We start from the raw sequence: 17,828 nt of genomic DNA, 5'->3' as shown, positions 1-17,828 counted from the left end.
CGGAGCCCTTTTTCTTTTCGCCTCAAGATGGCCGAGGCGCCTCAGCCCTTCTTGCTCGGATCGAGCGGACGTCCGAGAAGCCGGGCGAACTCCGCCTCGATATCCTCGACCGAGAACGGGTCGGTCGGCTTCTGATCTGCCGCAGGCGCTTCCTTGGCCTGAGGCGGCAGCGGAGCCGTCACGAGAGGGGAAGGCGGCACATGGAGGACGGGCTCCGGAGCCGGAGCGGGCTTGGCCGGCGGGGTGGCTTCCGGTACCTGCGCGAGATCCTCCTCGTCCCGCCTTGTGTCAAAAGCGGCAATATGTTCCGCATCGGCTGGGGTCGGCTCGAGAATCTCCTCCTCGTCCCTGAGATCCTCAGGTTCCGCCGGGGCTGCAACAGGTGCCGGAGCTATCGGGGAAACCGGGGGAGGGGGAACAGGGATCGCCGGGCGCTTCAGCGCCTCTTCGAGCTGCTTTGCCATATCCGACAGGAGACCCGCATCGGGTGCCGGCCGCTCCGAGGCGACCGGTCTGTCCACAGGTGTCGGCTCAGGCTCCCGGACCGGTTCCGACTGCACCGGAGGGGCGGGGGGAACGGGAGTCGGCCGGGACTGGAACGGCGGAGGCGTGAAGGCCGGGCGCGGCTCAGGACGCTCCACCACGGGCGTGGGAGCGGATGGAATGTTCCGGGAGGTATCCTGGAAGGAGGGCGTCCTCGCCTCGGCGCGCAGGCCCTGGATTGCGGGGGCGGCCGAGACGGCAACGGCGTCGGGCTTCAGCACGGGCTCCGGATAGGCCGGAATTGGGGCGCTCACTGTGGCGACCGGTGCGAGTTCCTGATCGATGTCGGACTCTTCCGAGGGACGCCGCACGAAGGCGCCGAGCTGGGCCGCGAGCTGGCTCTCGATGGAGGGGCGGCCGTTGGGCTCGACCTGCGGGGGACGGGGAGCCTGATCCAATGTCGGCTCGAAGCGTTCCACACCCGTGTCGTTGGACGGAGCGGGAATGCGGGCGCCGGCGACGCGAATGATGTTGGTCTCGATCACCACATCATTGGGGCCACCGATGAGAAGAAGGTGCTCGACGTTGTCGCGACGCAGAAGAAGAAGCTGTCTCTGCCGGTCGAGATCGTAGACGTCGACGATGCCGAGCCGCGGCTGACGGCTGCCGCGGCCGCGATCGCTGCCCGGCATCATCAGGCGGGCGCCTGTCAGCTTGCGGAAGACTACACCGAAGAGCACGAGCAGGATCAGAATGATCGCGAATGCAATCGCGAATTGGACTGCTCGTGACGCTTCGATACCGAAAAGAGATGACACGATGTACTCTCAAGTGTTTGCAGGCCTATACAGGCCAGTTCTGTGGTGGTTGTACCACATTGACCGTCAAAGCCAGCGGCAAGGTTAACAGATGGTTAACGCATGCTGGCTTCAGAGAACGGGCATGTGGATGAGGATAGGTCCTCAACGATGGCACCAAAATGGGTCTGTTCGCGACTTCATCAAGGAAAATAGGGATTTACTATGGCGAAATCGTCCTGCAACGGCTTCACTTGACCAGTTGAGCCCTTGCATCCGCTCATGGCTCCGCCTTAGAGGTCGATCAATAATTAGCGTGTAAGATGAGCGACAAAGATCGAGCGGCTGGCTGCAACATTGCAGTCGGTGCCGTAAGGCACATCCGCCTCCGTTGAGGATGTTGACATTTCATGGCTTACGAGGGCGACACGCCAAAGGGCTCGGCCATCGACCGTTCTGACCGCCACGGCCACATCGGATGGGTCCTGCTTCTGGCCGGAGTTCTGGTCGGCGCGACCTTGAGCCTGCGTTTCCTCGGCATGGAGCAGACTCAGCCTCTGATCCTCGGACTTCTTGCCTTCTTCGCCATGGCTGGCGTCTTCTTCCTTTTCGCCATGGCCATCGGCGTCGTCCAATTTTCAGGGCAGACGGCGCGCAACGATATCACCAAGCTCATGGCTGATACATCGGGCGACGGTCTCGTGGTGATCGAGGATGACGGGCGCATCACCTATGCCAACGAGTCCTACCTTTCCTTCGCAGGATTGCAGGGCGGGGAGGTACGTCCCGTGGAGCGCCTGTTCATGGGCGCGCCCGAGGTTTCGGAGGCGATCTATCGCTTGGCTCAGGCCACGCGCGAACATCGCACTGGCTCCGAGGAAATCCGCCTTTCGCCCTCATTGAACGGCGCTCAGGAATTCGGCTGGTATCGCGTGCGCGTGCGCCCGGTTCCGCGTCCTAACGGACGGCAGGCGGCACTCTGGACCATCTGCGAAGTCACGCACGAGCGCGAGCGCCAGGAAAACGTCTTCCAGGAACTCCAGCACGCCATAGACTATCTCGATCACGCCCCGGCGGGATTCCTGTCGGTCGATCCCGAGGGCTCGATCATCTACCTGAATGCGACCCTCGCCTCGTGGCTCGATTACGATCTCGCCCAGGTCGGCTCGGGAGGATTGAGCCTCACCGACATCGTGCCTCGCGATGTGGTGTCATTGATGGCGTCGTTCTCCGGCGAGCCGGGCAGCGTGCGCACGGAGATGTTCGATCTCGACCTGCGTCGCCGCAACGGCCAGTTCCTCCCGGTGCGCCTCTATCACCGCATCGCTTTCGGGCAGGACGGCCGGATGGGCGCTTCCCGGACGCTCGTTCTCAACCGCTCTGCGGGAGGAGAGGTCGACGAGGGACAGCGTGCCGCCGAAGTGCGCTTTGCCCGGTTCTTCAACAACACTCCCATTGCCATCGCGACGGTCAATCAGGCCGGTCGGATCGTCCATGCCAATGCACCCTTCTCCAAGCTGTTCGGCACGCTTGCGCGCACGGGTGAGGGCGGTGCCAACGGGGCATCCATCCTCGACACGTTCCGCGAGCGCGGACCCATCGAGGCCGCCCTCAAGGCGGCGGCGGAGAACAAGGGGGACATTCCGCCCCTGGAGCTTCAGACTGCGGGAGAAAACGGCGGCTCCGTCCGCGTCTGGGTGACGCCGGTCGGGGACACGGGAGCGGAAGGCGAGACGGCGATTCTTTACGCTCTCGACACCACCGATTTCCGTAAGGTGGAGGAGCAGCTCGCCCAATCGCAGAAGATGAATGCGGTGGGGCAGCTCGCCGGCGGCGTCGCGCACGACTTCAACAACGTGCTGCAGGCGATCATCGGCTACAGCGATCTGCTTCTTGCCAACCACCGGCCGACCGATCCGTCCTTCCAGGACATCATGCAGATCAAGCAGAACGCGAACCGGGCCGCGAGCCTGGTGCGCCAGCTGCTCGCGTTCTCCCGCCGTCAGACCTTGCGGCCGGAGGTTCTGAACCTCAACGACCGGCTCTACGATCTCTCCATGCTGCTGAAGCGTCTGCTCGGCGAGCGCGTGGAACTGGATCTGAGCCATGGCCGCGATCTCTGGTTCGTGAAGGCGGACGTGAACCAGTTCGAGCAGGTGGTCGTAAACCTCGCCGTCAACGCGCGCGATGCCATGCCCAATGGCGGCAAGCTCGCGATCCGCACCGCGAATGTTTCGGCAACGGAGGCTGCTCGCCTCAACGTGAGCGCGATGCCGCCGGCCGATTACGTGGTGGTCGAGGTGTCCGATACGGGCTCTGGCATGACGGCGGAGGTTCTGGAAAAGATCTTCGAGCCGTTCTTCACCACCAAGGAAGTGGGCAAGGGCACGGGCTTGGGCCTTTCCACCGTCTTCGGCATCGTCAAGCAATCGGGCGGCTATATCGACGTGAATTCGAAGCCCGGCGAGGGCACGACCTTCAGCATCTACCTGCCGCGCCATATCCCGGACGTTCAGGAGGTCCCCGAGGAAACGAAGGCGGATGTGCCCAAGAAGCCCGCCGCCGACATGACCGGTCAGGGCACCATCCTCCTCGTGGAGGACGAGGATCCGGTCCGCGCCGTCAATGCCCGGGCGCTCTCCGCCCGTGGCTATACGGTGCTGGAGGCCGAATCCGGCATCGCGGCACTGGAAATCATCCAGCAACGCGGCGCACCCGTCGATCTCGTGGTCTCCGACGTGGTCATGCCGGAGATGGACGGCCCGACGCTGCTCGGCGAACTGCGCAAGCTCTACCCCGACCTCAAGGTGATCTTCGTCTCCGGTTACGCGGAAGAAGCCTTCCGCAAGAACCTGCCGGAAGGGGAGGATTTCAACTTCCTGCCCAAGCCCTTCAGTCTGCGCCAGCTGGTCGAGACCGTGAAGCAGGTGATCGGGCAGTAAGTCTCTGAATTAACTGTATTTTAACCCTGCGGCATCGTGACCTGCACGAGATCTGTGAATTCCCGAACGAGAACGAAAAAAGAACTTGTAAGGGGGAACAAAGTGAGTACATATATTCTCTCAACACCGCGTTGAGATTCACTCCTCCTCCATGCCATAAGGATGTTAAGTCATGTCACAGTCCTCATTGAGACTGGTGGAAAGCTCATCAATGGATAAAGAAAAAACGAAAGCTCTCGACGCGGCGCTCTCCCAGATCGAGCGCGCCTTCGGCAAGGGTTCGATCATGCGGCTCGGCAAAGGCCAGCAGCCCGTAGAGATCGAAACTATCTCGACGGGTTCCCTCGGGCTCGATATCGCGCTTGGCGTCGGCGGCCTGCCGCGCGGCCGCATCGTCGAGATCTACGGGCCGGAATCCTCGGGTAAGACGACGCTGGCCCTGCACACCATCGCCGAGGCCCAGAAGAAGGGCGGCGTCTGCGCCTTCGTCGACGCGGAGCATGCGCTCGATCCGGTCTATGCGCGCAAGCTCGGTGTGAACCTGGACGATCTTCTCATCTCTCAGCCCGACACGGGCGAGCAGGCACTCGAGATCTGCGACACCCTGGTGCGCTCCGGCGCCATCGACGTGCTCGTCATCGACTCGGTGGCGGCGCTGACCCCTAAGGCCGAGCTCGACGGCGAGATGGGCGACGTGCAGCCGGGTCTCCAGGCCCGGCTCATGAGCCAGGCCCTGCGCAAGCTCACCGGCTCGATCTCCCGATCGAAGACCATGGTGGTCTTCATCAACCAGATCCGGATGAAGATCGGCGTCATGTATGGCTCGCCGGAGACCACCACGGGCGGCAACGCTCTGAAGTTCTATGCGTCCGTCCGTCTCGACATTCGCCGTGTCTCGACCCTAAAGGATCGTGACGATCCGATCGGAAACTCGGTCCGCGTCAAGGTCGTCAAGAACAAGGTTGCTCCGCCCTTCAAGCAGGTCGAATTCGACATCATGTTCGGCGAGGGCGTCTCCAAGGTGGGCGAACTCATCGATCTCGGCGTCAAGGCCGGCATCGTCGAGAAGTCCGGCGCCTGGTTCTCCTACGACAGCCAGCGCCTCGGCCAGGGCCGCGAGAACTCGAAGCAGTTCCTACGCGACAACCCCGAGGTTGCGGACAAGATCGAAGGTCTCATCCGCCAGAATGCAGGCCTCCTGGCCGACCGTATCCTGGAGCAGGCAACTCCGACCGCCGACGATCTGGACGAAGGCTCCGCCGAGTAATGCCGAATAATGCATGGCCCGGATAAGGGTAATCCGGTCATTCGATAAGGCCATGCACAAAAGAGGTTTGCTCTCCTTCAAGGGCAAAGAGAGGCCGTCGCGAGAGATCGCGGCGGTCTTTTCGTTGTTCTCCTCACCGGGACGCTGTCCTCCCGGCGGCGCAGCAGAACCCCGGATCGCCTGTCCGGGTCCGGGATGACGAGAGGTATTAGACGACACGCCGCCTCGACAGCGCGGGCGCGGGCGGCTAAAACCGGCCACCACCAAGACCTTGACGGGCCTTTGGGCCCCTATCCCTGAGTTTGAGAACCCATGAGCGGCGTCAACGAAATCCGGTCGGCCTTCCTCGATTACTTTGCCAAGAACGGCCATGAGGTCGTGGCCTCGAGCCCCCTCGTGCCGCGCAACGACCCGACCCTGATGTTCACGAATGCCGGCATGGTGCAGTTCAAGAACGTCTTCACGGGCGTCGAGAAGCGGCCCTACAGCACGGCCACGACGTCGCAGAAATGCGTGCGCGCCGGCGGCAAGCACAACGATCTCGACAATGTGGGCTACACCGCGCGCCACCACACCTTCTTCGAGATGCTCGGCAACTTCTCGTTCGGCGACTACTTCAAGGAGCGTGCTATCGAGCTTGCGTGGGGTCTGATCACCAAGGAATTCGACCTGCCGAAGGACAAGCTCCTCGTGACCGTCTATCACGACGACGACGAGGCCGCGAACCTGTGGAAGAAGATCGCCGGCTTCTCGGATTCCAAGATCATCCGCATCCCGACCTCGGATAATTTCTGGCAGATGGGCGATACCGGCCCCTGCGGCCCGTGCTCGGAGATCTTCATCGACCAGGGTGAGAGCCTCTGGGGCGGCCCTCCCGGCAGCCCGGAGGAGGACGGCGACCGGTTCCTCGAGTTCTGGAACCTCGTGTTCATGCAATACGAGCAGATCGAGCCCGGCAACCGCATCGGCCTGCCGAGGCCCTCCATCGACACCGGCATGGGCCTGGAGCGCATCGCCGCGATCATGCAGGGTGTGCACTCGAACTACGACACGGATCTCTTCCGCACGCTCATCGAGGCGGTAGCGCATGCCACTGGCGTGGCGCCCGAAGGCGACCGCAAGGCTTCGCATCGGGTGATCGCCGATCACCTGCGGACCTCCTGCTTCCTCGTGGCCGATGGGGTGCTGCCCTCGAACGAGGGCCGCGGCTACGTGCTCCGCCGCATCATGCGCCGCGCCATGCGCCATGCGCAGCTCCTCGGCGCCAAGGACCCGCTGATGTACCGCCTCGTGCCAGCCCTCGTGCGCGAGATGGGGCAGGCCTATCCAGAGCTGATCCGCGCCGAGGCGCTGATTACCGAAACGCTGAAGCTGGAAGAGACCCGCTTCCGCAAGACCCTGGAGCGTGGCCTCTCGATCCTCGACGAGGAGACCCGAGCTCTGACGAAGGGACAGAACCTCTCCGGCGATACGGCCTTTACCCTCTACGATACTTATGGCTTCCCGCTCGATCTCACGCAGGACGCGTTGAAGCCCCGCGGCATCGGCGTCGATACGGACGCCTTCAACGCCGCCATGGGGCGCCAGCGCGAGAAGGCGCGCGCGGCCTGGTCCGGTTCGGGCGAGGCGGCGACGGAGACCGTGTGGTTCTCCGTCAAGGAACGTGCAGGCGCGACCGAGTTTCTGGGATACGACACCGAAACCGCCGAAGGCATCGTGCTGGCTCTCCTCAAGGACGGCCAGGAGGTGACGGAGCTCAAGGCCGGTGAGACCGGCCTCGTGGTCCTCAACCAGACCCCGTTCTATGGCGAATCCGGCGGTCAGGTCGGCGATACCGGCGTGATGCAGGGCGAGGGCGCCCGCGTGTTCGTGACCGGCACCGAGAAGAAGCTGGGCGACCTGTTCGTGCACCATGTCACCGTGGAGCACGGCTCCCTGAAGCTCAATCAGTCGCTGGAGCTGATCGTCGATCACGAGCGCCGCTTCGCGGTGCGCTCCAACCATTCGGCGACCCATCTTCTGCACGAGGCCCTGCGCCAAGTGCTCGGCGATCACGTGGCCCAGAAGGGCTCGCTTGTGGCACCCGACCGCCTGCGCTTCGACTTCAGCCATCCGAAGCCCATCGAGGATGCGGAACTCAACCAAGTCGAGGAGATCGCCAACAAGGTGCTGCTCCAGAACGAGCCGGTCATCACCAAGCTCATGGCGGTGGACGAGGCCATCGAATCCGGCGCCCGCGCCCTGTTCGGTGAGAAGTACGGCGACGAGGTTCGCGTCGTTTCCATGGGTAAGGGCGAGACCAACAAGACGTTCTCGGTGGAGCTCTGCGGCGGCACGCATGTGAACCGCACAGGCGATATCGGCGTCATCACCATCGTGGGCGAGAACGCGGTTGCGGCAGGCGTCCGCCGCGTCGAGGCCATGACGGGCGATGCCGCGCGCCGCTACCTCGCTGATGAAAGCCGCAAACTGCGCGAGGTCGCAAACATCCTCAAGACTCCGGTGGACGAGGTCTCCTCACGCCTCACGGCCCTTTTGGAAGAGCGCCGCAAGCTGGAGCGCGATCTGGCCGAAGCGCGCCGCAAGCTTGCCATGGGCGGCGGTGGAGGCGAGGGCGATCCGGTCAAGGATGTCGCCGGCATCAAGCTTATGGCCCGCGCGGTCACCGGCGTCGAGATGAAGGATCTCAAGAGCCTCGCTGACGAGGGCAAGAAGCGCCTCGGCTCCGGTGTCGTCGCCATCGTCGGCGTCGCCGAGGACGGCAAGGCGGGAATTGTCGTTGGCGTCACCGAGGACCTGACGGCGAAAGTCGATGCGGTCGCCCTCGTGCGCGTCGGCTCGGAAAAGCTCGGCGGCAAGGGCGGCGGCGGACGCCGCGACATGGCCCAGGCCGGCGGCCCCGACGGGGGGCAGGCGGAAGCCGCGCTCGCCGCCATTGAGGCGGCCCTGGCGGCAGCCTGATCGGTTAATTGAAAACGATCCCGGACGGCGAAGGCCAATCCGGGATCTCGCTCAGGACCCGGCGCCTGAAACGCGACACCGTCATCCCCGCGCAGGCGGGGATCCATAACCGTAATGTTTCAAGGATTGGCGAGCGGCGTCGCGCGTCGTCCTGTCCTGTCGGCGTCTATGGATCCCGGGCTCTGCTTTCGCGACCCCAGGATGACAGCGGGAGACTCACGCCTCAATCGTGATCCGGATGCTGGCGCGAGGTCATGCGCTTCATCTCATCCGGAGAGGCGCCATCCTCCGTCCGTTCGCCGGGCAGGGTATGCAGCATTTCGAACACCGGGATCTTGCTCTCGATCCCATACTGGATCTCGGGCGTGATCCGGCCCGGATCGTCGAGGCTGCCGATCGAGACGGTGATGCGATCCCGATCGACGTAACCAAAGGTCAAAGGCGTACCGCAATCCCGGCAGAAACCACGCTCCACAGCCTCCGAACTCTTGAAGATGCCCGGCTTCCCCGTCGTCCAGACCAGATCCTTTCGCGGCACGCCCGTGAGCGGCGCGAAGTAATTGCCGAAGGCCTTCTGGCACATGCGGCAATGGCAGATGCTGGCATGGGTCGGCTCGGACATCAGCGCGTAGCGGACCGCGCCGCACTGGCAGCCCCCGGTCATGACTGACTTCCTGGCGTTGGTCATGGTATGTCCTCTGACTTGATCGATCAGTTCGATCCAATGACTCCGGTGTCAACGTGATCCGCCGAATCGGCTGGGCTGGAACTGGCAGTTTATGGAAATGATCCAGTATTTCGACGACTTCTCAACCCTTTCGGAATTGCCGAAGTGACCCGGGCGGATGGTTATGCTGCAGCTTCCGAAAGCCACCTTTCACCGGCGCGCCGGCTGCTCGTGATCCACAACCCGACGGCTGGACGAAGACAGCGTCGGCATCTCGCAGCCATTTTGAGCGAAATCGAGAAGCACGGGGCTCAGTTCAGGCTGCAGGAAACGGCAAGTGCTGGCGATGCCGAACGGGTGGCGCGGGATTGCGGCTCCGATATTGACGTGGTGGTGGTGGCAGGCGGCGACGGCACGATCAACGAGGCGATCAACGGACTGATGGCGAGGGAGCAGTTCCCGTTGCCGGCGCTGGGAATCATCCCGATCGGCACCACCAACGTGCTGTCGCGGGACCTGCAAATTCCAAGACAAGCCGATGTCCTGGCGCGCCTCCTTGCCCATGGGCAAACTCGGGATATTCATGTCGGCTGCGCGAACGGGCGATACTTCTCGCTCATGTGCGGTGTCGGGATGGATGCGCATATCGTCAGTCGCACCAGTCTTCGTTTGAAGAAAAATATCGGCAAGCTGGCCTACGTCGTGCAGGGTCTGCGCGAACTCGTGGCCGGGGTGCCGCGTCGCTACCGTGTCGAGATCGATGGATCGGAGGTGGTGGAAGCAAGCTCCGTCATCGTGGCGAAGAGCCGGTTCTACGGCGGCGAGTTTCAGCTTGCTCCACACGCCGCCATCGGCAGGCCCGAGCTCCAGGTCTGTCTCTTCCTGCGTGGCGGGCGGTTGAGCACGCTCATCTACGTCGCCGGCATGGGGACGGGGCATCTCGACCGTATGCCCGGGTACCGCGTTGTCGCAGCCTCTCGTGTGCTGATCACCGGCCATGATGGCGACCCGGTCCAGTTGGATGGTGATTCCAGAGGTTGCGTCCCGCTCGAGATAGGCTTGGGTGAGCGTCCGCTCCCGGTGGTCGCGCCGTAACGAACCGCAAAAGAAAACGGCCGGGCTCGCCCGGCCGTCACCATCATCTAATCTCGCGGTGGAGATCTTACGCGGCCATGGCCTTTTTGAGGTTTTCGTCGATCTTGTCGAGGAATCCGGTGGTGGAGAGCCACTTCTGCTCGGCGCCGACCAGGAGCGCTAGGTCCTTGGTCATGAAGCCGGCCTCGACCGTGTCGACGCACACCTTCTCCAGGGTCGCGGCAAAGCGGGCGAGCTCGGCATTGTCGTCGAGCTTTGCCCGGTGCGCGAGGCCGCGGGTCCAGGCGAAGATCGACGCGATCGAGTTCGTCGAGGTCTCCTTGCCCTTCTGGTGCTCGCGGTAGTGGCGCGTCACCGTGCCGTGGGCGGCTTCCGCCTCCACCGTCTGGCCGTCCGGCGTCATCAGCACCGAGGTCATCAGGCCGAGCGAGCCGAAGCCCTGCGCCACCGTGTCGGACTGCACGTCGCCGTCGTAGTTCTTGCACGCCCAGACATAGCCGCCCGACCACTTGAGCGCCGAGGCCACCATGTCGTCGATCAGGCGGTGCTCGTAGATAATGCCCGCGGCATCGAACTTCGCCTTGAACTCGTTCTGGTAGACCTCTTCGAAGATGTCCTTGAAGCGCCCGTCATAGGCCTTGAGGATGGTGTTCTTCGTCGAGAGATAGACCGGGTACTTGCGGTTCAGGCCGTAGTTGAGCGAGGCGCGGGCGAAGTCGCGGATCGACTCGTCCAGGTTGTACATCGCCATGGCGACGCCGGCATCCGGGAACTTGAACACTTCCTTCTCGATGACCGTGCCGTCCTCGCCCTCGAACTTGATCGTCAGGCGGCCCTTGCCGGGTACCTTGAAGTCCGTGGCCTTGTACTGGTCGCCGAAGGCGTGGCGGCCGACGATGATCGGCTGGGTCCAGCCGGGCACGAGGCGGGGCACGTTCTTGCAGATGATGGGCTCGCGGAAGATCACGCCGCCGAGGATGTTGCGGATCGTGCCGTTGGGCGACTTCCACATCTCCTTGAGGCCGAATTCCTGCACGCGGCCCTCGTCCGGCGTGATGGTGGCGCACTTCACGCCGACGCCATACTTCTTGATCGCCTCGGCGGCCTCGACCGTGACGCGGTCGTTGGTCGCGTCGCGATGCTCGACGCCGAGGTCGTAGTACTTCAGGTCGAGGTCGAGATAGGGGTGGATCAGCTTCTCTTTGATGAAGTGCCAGATAATGCGGGTCATCTCGTCGCCGTCGAGCTCGACAACCGGGTTGGCAACCTTGATCTTCGCCATGATCTCACCTTGCGCTTAAGGGCTGGAACAGTCCTGCCTGCGGCAGGATGGTTGCGGGGGCTATAGCGCGGTTAAGGCCGATGGGGAAGGTGGGGGCAGGGCAGGAATTCAGCGCTTTCCCGCCTGCTAAGGTATTTTGGAGTTCTTGGTGCACAAAGTTGCGCTGAACAGCGAATTGACGGTCGCTGCCTTGCTCCGGACCGGCTCCGGGGTTTGAGAGCTTCTGACGATAGAGGCTGTCGCCCTGAGGATGGCTCAATCGCAGATGCAGGAGCCGCGGACGTGTCGCTCGTAGCAGAGATCGTGGTCCCGGCAGGCGACGTCCAAGACATCGATCGGCGAGGCTCGGTTCGCGTCGCCCACGCCGCACCAGTTGCCATGGAAGAGCGGAGGCACCGCCACGACCGAGATCCTTATCGAAGGTGCGGTCGAAGCAGGAAATGTGAGCCCCGGGACAGGCAAATACTCAGAGCGAGAGCACGCAACAGGGTCACACGATACTACGTGACGTTGGGGGACGGTCGTGATATTATGATGTTATAACTGCAGGAAATAAGGGATAGCCACGGGTCTAGGTTCCTCTTTGGGAAAATTCACCACGCCACGTGTGCTGTCGCACGGAAAGCCAGGCTTATCCGTAGTTCAGATCCCTTCATTCCGGCGGTTGCCTCAGAGGCATCGGATCCGATTTTTCGGATCGAGGACGTCGCCGGAGGGACTTTGTTGAACACAAAAGGGAGCTGACATGCGTCTTGCTATTATTCTCGGAACGGCAGCACTGGTTCTGGCAGGCTGCCAGACGGCCGAACAGTCCATGGCCAATGCCGATTCCGTCTGTATGGAATCGGGCCTGAAGCCCGGCACGAAGAACTACGAGCGTTGCCGCAATGCCAACTACCGCAACAACGTCGCGCAATCGAACGCGGCCGCCAGCCAAGTGGCCGTCGGCACCGCCGTCGGCGTCGTCGGCGGCGCGGCCATCGGCGCGGCGGCCCGTCCGCATTACTACTGCGGCTGGGGCTGCTGGTAATAGGCCGGCCGAAATATCGGTTCGGTGTCTCAAGGCCTCTCCGGGCATGCTCGGAGAGGTTTTTCATGAGATGCCGTCAGGAGCCGTCGTGCATCGACAGAGCTAGTCGTGACATCGGTTTTGACGCTATGGGAGAGCAGCGCTCATCCAATCTGACCGAACCTCAATGACCCGTCCGATCATCATCCTCGTGGAACCCCAACTGGCCGAGAATATCGGCATGGTGGCTCGGGCCATGGCCAATTTCGGCCTGTCGGAATTGCGCCTTGTGTCGCCGCGCAATGGCTGGCCCAAGAAGGGCGCGCATTCAGCCGCCTCCGGTGCGACCCATGTACTGGAAGGGGCGAAGCTCTATGACACGGCCCGCGAGGCCATTGCGGATCTGAATTTCGTCTTCGCCACCACGGCCCGCGAGCGGGGACAGATGAAGCGGGTCTTCGCGCCGGATGCGGCCATGACGGAGGCGCACCGGCGCGTCGGGGCAGGGCAAGGCGTCGGCATCCTGTTCGGACGCGAACGCACAGGGCTCGAGAACGACGAGGTGTCGCTCGCCGATGCCATCGTCACCTTCCCGGTCGACCCGAAATTCTCCTCGCTCAATCTCGCCCAGGCCGTCCTTCTCGTATCCTATGAATGGTACAAGCTCGCCACGGGAGGCGCGCTGCCCTTCGAGGGCGGCAGGACCTCTCCACCGGCGCCGCGCGAGATGGTGACGTCGTTCTTCGACTACATCGAGACCGAACTCGATGCGGTGAATTTTTACCCTGAGGACAAGAAGCCGACCATGACCCGCAACATGCGGGATATCTTCCACCGCCTCGAAATGTCGGAGCAGGAAGTCCGGACTTTGCGCGGAGCGATTCGCGCCCTTGCCGAAGGGCGCAGGTTGAGAAAGCCTTAATCAAATCGTGGCTTTATAACAATTGGGCCCTATCTGCCCGATTGACCCTGGAGTTCGAGACGACGATGCGCCGCTCCCTGCTGCCAGTTCTGCTCCTTGGCGTCTCTCTCGCCGCCCCATGGGCTCACGCGGCAACGCCGCCGCAGCAGCCCGAGCAGGGGCCTGGCGGACGCGACTACAAGTCGACCGAGGTGGTGAAGCGGGCCATCGGCACGGCGAGCGCCGGGACGTTCGTGTTCCATGGAGCCGATACCCCCTCGAAGCCGCGCCCCGTCGTGGTGTTCCTTCATTCATGGGGCGCCGTGAATCCGGGCCTCTATGGCGGCTGGATCGATCATCTCGCCCGCAAGGGCCTTCTCGTGCTCTTTCCCCGTTTCCAGGACGTGAACCGTTCCCGTCCTGCCGACGCCTCGAACCTCGCCGAGGACCTGATCCAGAGCGCTCTTGCAGCGCTAGCGGACGATCCGAATGCCAAGCCTGATATGGAGCGGGTCGCGTTCGTAGGCCATTCCGCCGGGGTGCCGATCGCGCTCAATCTTGCGGCCGGGGTGAGCTCGGGCAAGGTTCCCGCTCCGAAGCTGATCTTCGGCCTGATGCCGGGCGGCATCGCCTCCAACGAGAAGGAGCGCGGCATCCTCCTGCGGGATCTCTCGGCTGTCGATCCGGCAACCCTGATCATCGCCATGAGCGGCGACAGGGATTATCTGCCGAGCGATAGGGCCTCCCGTTTGCTCCTCCAGCAGGCCAGCGCCGTTCCCTCGACCCGCAAGCTGTTCATGCGGGCAGCGTCCGACGATCACGGCTTCCCGGCTCTGACGGCGACGCTCGCATCCCCTGGATCACCGAAGGCCGATTACGATGCCTCCGCCATCAAGCTGCCATCCGATCCGCCGCGCGATCCCAAGCAGAGGAACACCTGGCGCTGGAGCGCCGACATGGCGCTCAGCGGGCCGCAGACCATCCTGACCCAGCAGCTCGGCAACAACGGTACCGATACGCTCGATTTCCTCGCTTTCTGGAAAACCTTCGATATCGCCTCCGAGGTGGCCTTCGCCGGCAAGGATGCCACCGCACTCCTCCGCGATCCCAAATTCGTCGACATGAGTACCTGGAGCGACGGCTGGCCCGTCAAGCGCCTCTCGGCACAAATGCCGAAAGGAGAGGGGCCGGAGAGCAAGGAGGAGCGGGGCCCGCGCCGCAGGCTGAACATGGCGCCCCCGGAAACCAGGCAAGGATTGTCGGACTTTCTCACCAAGTCGCGTTCGTAAGGGTTAGTCATGCGTGTCGATCTTCTGGCAGGGGCAACCTATAATCCTGCCATCATGCCGTCTCCCGTCCCCACGATCCTCGTCTTCGATTCCGGTCTCGGCGGCCTCACGGTCTTCTCCGAGATCCTGAAGGTTCGCCCGGATGCGCGCTATGTCTATGCAGCGGACGATGCGGGATTTCCTTACGGGCGCCTGAGCGAGGCGGTTCTGGCGGAGCGGGTCGTGGCCGTGATGGAGCGGCTGATCAGGCTTCATGATCCGAATATCATCGTGGTGGCCTGCAACACGGCATCGACCCTTGTGCTTCCCTATCTGCGTGAACGATTCTCCATTCCGTTCGTCGGCACCGTTCCGGCGATCAAGCCAGCGGCCCAGACGACGCGGACCGGCTACATCTCCGTTCTCGCTACCCCGGCCACCGTGGCGCGGGACTATACCCGCGATCTCATCGAGACCTATGCGGCGGGCTGCAGGGTCAATCTCGTCGGCTCGCGCCGCCTCGCCGGCTTTGCGGAGGCGGAGCTTGCGGGCAATCCTGTCCGGGACGAAGAACTGCTGAATGAGCTTCGTCCCTGCTTCGTCGAGGATACGGGCGGCAGGACAGACGTGGTGGCCCTCAGCTGCACCCATTACCCGCTGCTGCTCTCGCGCTTTCAGGCCTTGGCGCCCTGGACCGTGACCTGGATCGACCCGGCCCCGGCCATCGCCCGCCGTGTGATGCAGCTGATCGGCCAACCCGTTCCCGGCCATGAGGCCGATGAGAACGAGGCCATCGCCATGTTCACTAGCGGAGCCGGGATCAGCCTTGCCCTTCGCGGAGCCTTGCAGGAGAAAGGGCTGCCGCTCGTGGCCGTCGAGGACATGCCGCTGCTCGTGGGCTGAGGGAATGGGTTTATCTCTGATTGACTTTCCCGCCTTTTCCGCCTAAATGCCTCCCGTTCACGCGGTCCTCACGGGCCGCGTAACTTTTTACGCTCCCGTGGCCCGGCTCTAAGTCGGCCTGTCGTCCCGTCCCTCGAGACGGCCCTTTGGGCCTCCTCGGGCATGATGGGAAGAGGAGGGCGCGTTCCTCGCAAATTCGACAACAAAGAGGAACAGCGATGTCGAAGCGCATTCAGGCCAAGCACAAGCTTGACCGCCGCATGGGTCAGAATATCTGGGGCCGCCCGAAGAGCCCTGTGAACCGCCGCGAATATGGTCCTGGCCAGCATGGTCAGCGCCGCAAGGGCAAGATGTCCGACTTCGGCACGCAGCTGCGCGCCAAGCAGAAGCTCAAGGGCTACTACGCGAACATCACCGAGAAGCAGTTCCGCCGCTACTACGCGGAGGCGATCCGCCTGAAGGGCGACTCCGGTGAGAACCTGGTCGGCCTGCTCGAGCGCCGTCTCGACGCGGTCGTGTACCGCTCGAAGTTCGTCGCGACGCCGTTCGCCGCCCGTCAGTTCGTCAACCACGGTCACGTGAAGGTCAACGGCCGCCGCGTGAACATCCCGAGCTATCAGGTGAAGGCCGGCGACGTGATCGAGGTGAAGGACAAGTCGAAGCAGCTCGAGGTCGTCCTCGTGGCGAGCCAGCTCGCCGAGCGCGACGTTCCGGACTACATCGAGGTCGATCATTCCAAGATGACGGCCCGCGTGACGCGCATCCCGACCCTGTCGGAAGTGCCGTACCCGGTCCAGATGGAACCGAATCTCGTGATCGAGTTCTATTCGCGCTAATTCGCGAACAGCCGGTTTCGAATACGGAAAGGCCGCCCAGTGGGCGGCCTTTTTGCTTGCTGTCGGACGTTACTGCTGCCGCACGGGGCCGCGGGGTCCGCCCTGATGCATCCCCATGCGATGATGGTCGCGGCCGTGGCCGCGGCGCCCGCCGCGGTCATTCCAGCGTGGGCCGTCGACATCGACAGCCTCGCGCAGGAGACGCGGCGCAATCCGCTTCTGGTCTTCGCTGAAGGTGTTCCAGAGCGGGCGCAGGGCGGTGGTGACGGCGGCCGAGCGCTGCGCGCCCTCGGTCCTCATGGTGCTACGCTGCTCGAGGCGCTGCATGAAGTCCACGGACTGGCGCTGTTCGCGGGTCGGGCGCTGCTCGAAGCGGGAGAAGCGCTCGGAGGCGGAGGTGCGGATGGCGGTTTCCACGGGTGTCCAGAGACGCTCCTGATCGGCGGAAAGCTTCAGGCCGGCCTTGATCGAGGCGATGCGGGCATCGACGAGCCGGTTGAAATCGTCCTGGCTCATGCGGGGACGGGGGTCCTGGCGCCCTTGATCCTGGGAGGCTGCCGTCGCATCCGGAGCAGGTGTCTGCTGAGCGAGGGCATAGGTGCCCGTGCCTGCCAGCAGAGCGGCAAGGGCGATGGTGGCAAAGGTCTTCATGCGAATATCCTCCGTGGTGGCGATAGGATTAGATTGCTCCGATCCTGCTCTCACTCAGGTGACTGGCGCATGAACTTTTCGTCATGTGGAAAAGGTATTCGAAGAACCCTTCCGGCCCGCTGACACTGTCATTTCGGGGCGAGCGTCGGCGAGGCCAAGAATGACAGTGGAGAGGAAGCGGCGGCGCCTCAGAGCCGCTTCAGGAACCCTGCGAAGCGCATCAGCCCCTCAGGCCAGGGACCATGGCCGCTTTCCGTGTTGAGGTGGCCCGCATCGCCCGCATCCACGATGGCCGAGCCCCAGGCATAGGCGATGTCTTCCGCCTTGGCATAGTCGCAATGAGGATCGGTCCGGCTGGCGATGAGAATGGAAGGGAAGTGGAAAGGCTCGCGCGGGATCGGCGCAAAGGCCCGGTCGATGGCCGGGATGAAGTCCGGCCTCTCCACGTCCGGCATGCTGACCAGGAAGGCGCCCCGGACCTTGCCGCCTGCGAGCTGCGGCGCCGCATGGGCGATGGCCAGCACGCCGAGGCTGTGGCCGACGAGCACGACGGGCTTCTTGGCCCGTTCCACGTCGCGCACGATGCGCTTGACCCAGGCGTCCTTATCGGGAGCGTCCCAGTTCTCCTGCTCGACGCGCCAAGCAGTCGAGAGCTGGCGCTCCCATCGGCTCTGCCAATGGTCTTCGCCGGAATTCGTGTGGCCTGGAACGATGAGGATGTCGCAATCGGAAGTTTTCATGCCTCGGAGATAAAGACCCATCCCGA

15 protein-coding genes are annotated in these 17,828 nt (G+C 63.4%); 9 read left to right on the top strand and 6 right to left on the bottom strand.

What is annotated here, in order from left to right; translation table 11 throughout:
* Positions 1-41: 41 nt before the first annotated feature.
* On the bottom strand, positions 42-1,301 hold the full coding sequence (locus ACD578_RS12840; RefSeq protein WP_404293579.1) for a hypothetical protein: 1,260 nt from the start codon (positions 1,299-1,301) through the stop codon (positions 42-44).
* A 389-nt stretch (positions 1,302-1,690) separates the two neighbouring features.
* Here ACD578_RS12840 and cckA point away from each other — a divergent pair, with 389 nt between their 5' ends.
* The 3 genes from cckA to alaS all read left to right on the top strand — a co-directional run bounded on the left by cckA (position 1,691) and on the right by alaS (position 8,450).
* The gene (gene cckA, locus ACD578_RS12835; RefSeq protein WP_404293576.1) at positions 1,691-4,222 is read left to right on the top strand and encodes a cell cycle histidine kinase CckA; all 2,532 of its coding nucleotides are present in this window, start codon (positions 1,691-1,693) and stop codon (positions 4,220-4,222) included.
* A gap of 172 nt (positions 4,223-4,394) precedes the next feature.
* On the top strand, positions 4,395-5,489 hold the full coding sequence (recA, locus tag ACD578_RS12830) for a recombinase RecA (RefSeq protein ID WP_152713641.1): 1,095 nt from the start codon (positions 4,395-4,397) through the stop codon (positions 5,487-5,489).
* 312 nt (positions 5,490-5,801) lie between these two features.
* A complete protein-coding gene (gene alaS, locus ACD578_RS12825; protein ID WP_404293572.1) occupies positions 5,802-8,450 on the top strand; it encodes an alanine--tRNA ligase in 2,649 nt (882 codons plus the stop codon).
* Between the two features lie 223 nt (positions 8,451-8,673).
* Here the strand turns inward: alaS and ACD578_RS12820 are convergent, their stop codons facing one another.
* Positions 8,674-9,114: a GFA family protein gene (locus ACD578_RS12820; protein WP_404293569.1), complete on the bottom strand. Its 441-nt coding sequence runs from the start codon at positions 9,112-9,114 to the stop codon at positions 8,674-8,676.
* Between the two features lie 168 nt (positions 9,115-9,282).
* Here ACD578_RS12820 and ACD578_RS12815 point away from each other — a divergent pair, with 168 nt between their 5' ends.
* Complete coding sequence (locus ACD578_RS12815) at positions 9,283-10,212, top strand: diacylglycerol/lipid kinase family protein (RefSeq protein WP_404293566.1); 930 nt, start codon at positions 9,283-9,285, stop codon at positions 10,210-10,212.
* 67 nt (positions 10,213-10,279) lie between these two features.
* Here ACD578_RS12815 and ACD578_RS12810 read toward each other — a convergent pair whose 3' ends face one another.
* Positions 10,280-11,494, bottom strand: coding sequence for an NADP-dependent isocitrate dehydrogenase (locus tag ACD578_RS12810; RefSeq protein WP_404293563.1), 1,215 nt, complete (start codon positions 11,492-11,494; stop codon positions 10,280-10,282).
* Between the two features lie 255 nt (positions 11,495-11,749).
* Complete coding sequence (locus tag ACD578_RS12805; protein ID WP_404293560.1) at positions 11,750-11,896, bottom strand: hypothetical protein; 147 nt, start codon at positions 11,894-11,896, stop codon at positions 11,750-11,752.
* Between the two features lie 343 nt (positions 11,897-12,239).
* On the opposite strand from ACD578_RS12805, the gene ACD578_RS12800 reads away from it, so the two are divergent.
* From ACD578_RS12800 to rpsD, 5 genes are all read left to right on the top strand, one after another.
* Positions 12,240-12,524 (top strand): hypothetical protein, encoded by a 285-nt coding sequence (locus ACD578_RS12800; protein WP_152718677.1) that lies wholly within the window; start codon positions 12,240-12,242, stop codon positions 12,522-12,524.
* A gap of 166 nt (positions 12,525-12,690) precedes the next feature.
* A complete protein-coding gene (locus ACD578_RS12795; protein WP_404293558.1) occupies positions 12,691-13,425 on the top strand; it encodes an RNA methyltransferase in 735 nt (244 codons plus the stop codon).
* A 65-nt stretch (positions 13,426-13,490) separates the two neighbouring features.
* On the top strand, positions 13,491-14,693 hold the full coding sequence (locus tag ACD578_RS12790) for an alpha/beta hydrolase family protein (protein ID WP_404293555.1): 1,203 nt from the start codon (positions 13,491-13,493) through the stop codon (positions 14,691-14,693).
* 9 nt (positions 14,694-14,702) lie between these two features.
* The gene (gene murI, locus ACD578_RS12785; protein ID WP_404293552.1) at positions 14,703-15,575 is read left to right on the top strand and encodes a glutamate racemase; all 873 of its coding nucleotides are present in this window, start codon (positions 14,703-14,705) and stop codon (positions 15,573-15,575) included.
* Between the two features lie 218 nt (positions 15,576-15,793).
* Entirely contained in the window at positions 15,794-16,411 is a 618-nt protein-coding gene (gene rpsD, locus ACD578_RS12780) for a 30S ribosomal protein S4 (RefSeq protein ID WP_152717863.1), read from the top strand.
* A 69-nt stretch (positions 16,412-16,480) separates the two neighbouring features.
* On the opposite strand, the gene ACD578_RS12775 is transcribed toward rpsD, so the two are convergent.
* Together ACD578_RS12775 and ACD578_RS12770 are read right to left on the bottom strand one after the other, a co-directional pair.
* Positions 16,481-17,062, bottom strand: coding sequence for a Spy/CpxP family protein refolding chaperone (locus ACD578_RS12775; RefSeq protein WP_404293550.1), 582 nt, complete (start codon positions 17,060-17,062; stop codon positions 16,481-16,483).
* Between the two features lie 188 nt (positions 17,063-17,250).
* Positions 17,251-17,802, bottom strand: coding sequence for an RBBP9/YdeN family alpha/beta hydrolase (locus ACD578_RS12770; protein ID WP_404293547.1), 552 nt, complete (start codon positions 17,800-17,802; stop codon positions 17,251-17,253).
* Between the last annotated feature and the right edge of the window lie 26 nt (positions 17,803-17,828).

This window comes from Microvirga sp. RSM25 (genome assembly GCF_044784385.1).
Classification (GTDB): Bacteria; Pseudomonadota; Alphaproteobacteria; order Rhizobiales; family Beijerinckiaceae; genus Microvirga; species Microvirga tunisiensis.
The sequence above is the reverse complement of the archived record's forward strand: the minus strand, read 5'-3'. Positions and strand labels throughout refer to the sequence as shown.

What these genes read in the sequence shown, in the direction of transcription:
- cckA (WP_404293576.1), top strand. Translation starts at nt 1,691, where the DNA reads ATGGCTTACGAGGGCGACACGCCAAAGGGCTCGGCCATCGACCGTTCT.
- recA (WP_152713641.1), top strand. Translation starts at nt 4,395, where the DNA reads ATGTCACAGTCCTCATTGAGACTGGTGGAAAGCTCATCAATGGATAAA.
- alaS (WP_404293572.1), top strand. Translation starts at nt 5,802, where the DNA reads ATGAGCGGCGTCAACGAAATCCGGTCGGCCTTCCTCGATTACTTTGCC.
- ACD578_RS12820 (WP_404293569.1), bottom strand. Translation starts at nt 9,114, where the DNA reads ATGACCGGGGGCTGCCAGTGCGGCGCGGTCCGCTACGCGCTGATGTCC.
- ACD578_RS12810 (WP_404293563.1), bottom strand. Translation starts at nt 11,494, where the DNA reads ATGGCGAAGATCAAGGTTGCCAACCCGGTTGTCGAGCTCGACGGCGAC.
- ACD578_RS12800 (WP_152718677.1), top strand. Translation starts at nt 12,240, where the DNA reads ATGCGTCTTGCTATTATTCTCGGAACGGCAGCACTGGTTCTGGCAGGC.
- ACD578_RS12795 (WP_404293558.1), top strand. Translation starts at nt 12,691, where the DNA reads ATGACCCGTCCGATCATCATCCTCGTGGAACCCCAACTGGCCGAGAAT.
- ACD578_RS12790 (WP_404293555.1), top strand. Translation starts at nt 13,491, where the DNA reads ATGCGCCGCTCCCTGCTGCCAGTTCTGCTCCTTGGCGTCTCTCTCGCC.
- murI (WP_404293552.1), top strand. Translation starts at nt 14,703, where the DNA reads ATGCGTGTCGATCTTCTGGCAGGGGCAACCTATAATCCTGCCATCATG.
- rpsD (WP_152717863.1), top strand. Translation starts at nt 15,794, where the DNA reads ATGTCGAAGCGCATTCAGGCCAAGCACAAGCTTGACCGCCGCATGGGT.
- ACD578_RS12775 (WP_404293550.1), bottom strand. Translation starts at nt 17,062, where the DNA reads ATGAAGACCTTTGCCACCATCGCCCTTGCCGCTCTGCTGGCAGGCACG.
- ACD578_RS12770 (WP_404293547.1), bottom strand. Translation starts at nt 17,802, where the DNA reads ATGAAAACTTCCGATTGCGACATCCTCATCGTTCCAGGCCACACGAAT.